The following is a 3,556-nucleotide window of genomic DNA, read 5'->3' as shown; positions in this document are numbered from 1 at the left end:
GTTCGCAGCACCGTGGTCGGAGATCATCGTCTGCGCGAAATCCTTAAGTTTCGGATCCTGGAGCTTGCTTTGAGCGACCTTGCTGGACTGCACTTCGAACATCCCGCCGATCGCGGCCTTCGTGACGAAGTCCTGGGCCGTCTCTGCTGACAAGGCAGGCAGTACAGCGGTCATTGCGGTCGCGATCGACAGCGATGCCATGCGTAGTTTGGTTCTCATGCTTAGGTTCCTTGGTTGAGGAGGACGATGAACTCCAATCTCCCGGCGCCATCTTTGTTCCGGGCCTTGATAAATGTCGGATATTTTCGGGGCGCCATTCCCGCCGTCACGAGCTGGGCGGAGTGACACCGATCCCAGATTGTCCAGGAACCCCAGACCGATCGAAGAGTTGCCATTGCTCGCAGAGGGGACCTGATGGCGGAAAACCAACGGTGAGTTTGGTATGCTTGCCGGCAAAGAGCCTGAAGCAGACGGGACGGCCGACCAGAAGATCACCACACGGCGGAAAGATGTCAGTAGCGCAACAGATTGCGCTTACCCAGGCATCCCGGCGGCGTCAGCAGGTCGACATGCGTGACCTTCGCCAAGTAAAATGCCGGCCAAGGCTCGTTTCTGAGGGTTAGCTTATGAAAGCCCGCCGCCCCATTTGCGAAGCGGCGGGCTTCATCCGCCCCAACTTGTCAAAGCAACTTTGATGCCAAACCTTTTTGGCTCTTTATAGGACAATGGCCCCTCCGACAGCGATCAAACAGACATCCAAAATGCCAGCAGCAGGGCGCATAAGGACGAGACGAGGGCAGCGGTGGCAAAAAACACGCCCTGCCAATCTGGCGGTGGCTCGGATATCAACTTGTCGGGGGGCGGCTGATTGTCATTCATGAAAGCAATTTGCGACGCCAAGTGTAGTTCCCCCTGATCCTTCAGGTTGTCGGCGGAAATGCTCGTCGCCTACCGAAGGCCAAAAAAACTCAAAATCGCCAAGACGACGACCACCGCACCAACGAGCCAAATGAGATTGTTCATGATCTCTCTCCTGTTGCTTTCGAAAGTTCGCGCCTGGCAGCCCCGATCGTTTGGGACGCTTCTTCTTCGAGTTTTACAAGCTTCTCCCTGATCTCGTCCGGCTCGGCATGCTCCAATCCGACAACGTCGTTCCTGGTTTCCTTCAGTGAAACGATGATCTCGTCGAGTTTTGCGTGAATGGCGGCGGTATCGCGATAGCCTTGTAAAAGGACAACACCGGTGATCACGATGGCGGCAACCGACAGGGCATAGGTGACCGCATTTGTCAGTCCAAAAGGCACCAGGGCGGTGCACAAAACCATTGCCATGAGCATGACATAGAAGCCTGGCGGCCGAGATAGGAAGTCGGAGGCCGCGAAAAGGAACCGATTCATATGCTGGCCAAGGTCATCAAGGCGACCAGTGCGGTAATCGCCACACAAACAGGCACCGCCGCCAACAGGCCTGCCTCTAAGATCCGACTCTCCTTGTCGCGCAACATCAGGTCACCTACTGCAGGTTAAAGATACGGGTTCGGCGTCGGAAGGGACGTTTGCCCGCCGATCCACCACATGCCAGCCAAGAACGAGTGCCATCACGAGAAAGGGAACAGCCGCGAATAACCAGCGTGCTTGGTCCACACTTTATCCATCTGCATTCTTCCAAATTCGAGAGACAACAGCCGCGGAAGCCAAGCGTTCCAGCCGCTGCCGCTGACAGGACCAATGCGGTTTCCAGAACCAGACTTAGGTCCCAAGGGGACTAGACCTAAGTACCTAGGGCGGAACGTTTAGGGCGGCTCCATGTTCAACTTGCCGGGCGGCGCGGGACGATGATCGTGTTGCGCCCGTCCCTACAGGAGTGCAGATATGAACATGCTTCTAAAGAACACCGCAGCAGCGATGTTGCTATTGGCTGGGATCGGCTCAGCCGCCGCGGACGACGTCATCATCCAGCCGGAACAGGACACCGTCATCCGCGAATATGTGAAGAAGCAGCCCCTGGCGTCGGTCAAGCTCCCCGGCGTGGAACTGAATGTCGGGACAGCCCTGCCGGAAACGGTTGAGATCCATGAGGTCCCCAACGTCAAATATCGCTACGTTGTGGTCGACAACCGCACGGTGCTGGTGGACCCGGGCACCCGAAAAATCATCAAGGTTTACGACTGAACGAACCATCCAACCCCGCCGCCATCGCCTGGCGGCGGGGTCGAAGCTTACAAATCTCCACAATCCGGTGACGAGCCTTGAGTCCCGACATCGCAACCTTCCAAAGGTCCGGCTTTATGGATGATGGTCGCCGCCAGGCAGAGTTTTCCGCTCAACAAGCCAGTCCAGGAGCTCAAGGACTTTCAGGGCAAGATCTGTGCACGAGTAATACGCTTTATGGCGCTCCTGCCTCCGGGTGACCAGACCAGATTCTCGCATCATGCCGAGATGCTGGGAGAGTGCTGAGTTGCTAAGCCCCAATCGCGGCGCCAGATCAGAAACGGACATTTCTCCGTCAGCAAGAATCATTAGAGCGAGAAGGCGCTTTTCATTAGCCATGGCAGCGAGCAGCTCGGCGGATGGCGCATAAATGCTGGGCTTTTCGGGATTCATGATGTTCCCCTCGCTCACGCGTCGAGCGCGCCTTGCGCCGGCCTCCTTGACGGCAGCGGCGGGCGCCCCAATGAGGATGTGCCGGGATCGTCGCGTGCCCGGCGCGCTAGAACTATTAGCGTGGTGTATGTTCCATCAGAAGGGCGTCGCTGTCTCACGGCCAGCCTCGGCGGCTAAGCGCCTTAGCTCCTGGATCGGCCTTTCTTCGAAGCCTGGGGACCCTTGGCTTCGGCAGCAAGGCGTTGTTCTCGAAGTCGCGCAGTTTTCAAATAACGCGCCTCTCTCTCGGCCGCGTTAGCAACTTTTGCCTCGCGGTCTGCGCGCTCCAATCGGTCTTTGTCGACGCTTCGCTGGGACACTTTTGCCTCCTACCAGAAGACCGTTGAATTTACTGTTCGCTAAATTGTTCCCGTCAATCGGCGACTGCCTTCCTGACGCATGCCGACCCAGCCGCCGTCCGCAGCACCGATGGCCACGACGATCTCGTCGGCAGCCGGGCCGTCTGCGATCTGAAAATTGGCGGTGATGAAGTGTGAGCGGCGACCGTTCTCACTCTTGTGCATCATCGGAAGCGACAGCAGCGCGCCAGGCGCGCTGCGTGTGTTGCAGAATTCGAGATAGGTCGTGCCGCCCACGAGGTGAAGGAAATTGCTTCTCGCCTCGCGGATAATGGCGTCATTAACATGGGCTAATGCGAGAGACCCTCCGAGAGGGTATTGGAGAGCTTAGCGAAAGGGCTGAACGATGACGATAGTCGAACTGGCTTTCGATTTGCTTGCGAAGAAGCTCGCCGCCCGCACCGGCATTTCCAGCGAAGAAGCTAGTGACCTCGTCGCCACTATGGGAGCTGATTGGTCGTCACTCGTGCGAGCAGCAAGGGTAATGAAAAAATACTCCGGTGTTGCCTGACCCGCTCGGCCTGGAAGGACTTCCTCCTCGCATGAGGGCACAAA

The 3,556-nt window shown here is 57.4% G+C and carries 5 protein-coding genes and 1 pseudogene; 2 read left to right on the top strand and 4 right to left on the bottom strand.

Going from position 1 to position 3,556, the window contains the following annotated elements; genetic code table 11:
- Together EN914_RS28585 and EN914_RS28580 are read right to left on the bottom strand one after the other, a co-directional pair.
- Window positions 1-201, bottom strand: a 201-nt coding sequence (locus tag EN914_RS28585; protein ID WP_245497858.1) for a DUF4142 domain-containing protein, incomplete at its 3' end; no start/stop codon positions are given.
- Window positions 202-1,019: 818 nt separating this feature from the next.
- The gene (locus EN914_RS28580) at window positions 1,020-1,397 is read right to left on the bottom strand and encodes a low affinity iron permease family protein (RefSeq protein ID WP_024504638.1); all 378 of its coding nucleotides are present in this window, start codon (window positions 1,395-1,397) and stop codon (window positions 1,020-1,022) included.
- Between the two features lie 474 nt (window positions 1,398-1,871).
- Here EN914_RS28580 and EN914_RS28570 point away from each other — a divergent pair, with 474 nt between their 5' ends.
- A complete protein-coding gene (locus tag EN914_RS28570; protein ID WP_024504637.1) occupies window positions 1,872-2,171 on the top strand; it encodes a DUF1236 domain-containing protein in 300 nt (99 codons plus the stop codon).
- Between the two features lie 114 nt (window positions 2,172-2,285).
- On the opposite strand, the gene EN914_RS28565 is transcribed toward EN914_RS28570, so the two are convergent.
- Window positions 2,286-2,603, bottom strand: a complete 318-nt coding sequence (locus tag EN914_RS28565) for a helix-turn-helix transcriptional regulator (protein ID WP_050580505.1) — start codon at window positions 2,601-2,603, stop codon at window positions 2,286-2,288.
- A 398-nt stretch (window positions 2,604-3,001) separates the two neighbouring features.
- Window positions 3,002-3,250: pseudogene (locus EN914_RS28560) on the bottom strand (amino acid synthesis family protein); the annotation flags it as partial.
- A 97-nt stretch (window positions 3,251-3,347) separates the two neighbouring features.
- Between EN914_RS28560 and EN914_RS38440 the strand changes: the two are divergent.
- On the top strand, window positions 3,348-3,512 hold the full coding sequence (locus tag EN914_RS38440) for a hypothetical protein (RefSeq protein WP_164752019.1): 165 nt from the start codon (window positions 3,348-3,350) through the stop codon (window positions 3,510-3,512).
- Window positions 3,513-3,556: the final 44 nt, after the last annotated feature.

It is taken from the genome of Mesorhizobium sp. M7A.F.Ca.CA.001.08.2.1 (genome assembly GCF_003998455.1).
GTDB classification, from domain to species: domain Bacteria; phylum Pseudomonadota; class Alphaproteobacteria; order Rhizobiales; family Rhizobiaceae; genus Mesorhizobium; species Mesorhizobium ciceri.
Note: the sequence above shows the minus strand (reverse complement) of the source record. Positions and strands in the feature narration are given on the sequence as shown.

Excerpts from the sequence above, each read along its gene's own strand:
- EN914_RS28580 (WP_024504638.1), bottom strand. The coding sequence starts at position 1,397 with ATGAATCGGTTCCTTTTCGCGGCCTCCGACTTCCTATCTCGGCCGCCA.
- EN914_RS28570 (WP_024504637.1), top strand. The coding sequence starts at position 1,872 with ATGAACATGCTTCTAAAGAACACCGCAGCAGCGATGTTGCTATTGGCT.
- EN914_RS28565 (WP_050580505.1), bottom strand. The coding sequence starts at position 2,603 with ATGAATCCCGAAAAGCCCAGCATTTATGCGCCATCCGCCGAGCTGCTC.
- EN914_RS38440 (WP_164752019.1), top strand. The coding sequence starts at position 3,348 with ATGACGATAGTCGAACTGGCTTTCGATTTGCTTGCGAAGAAGCTCGCC.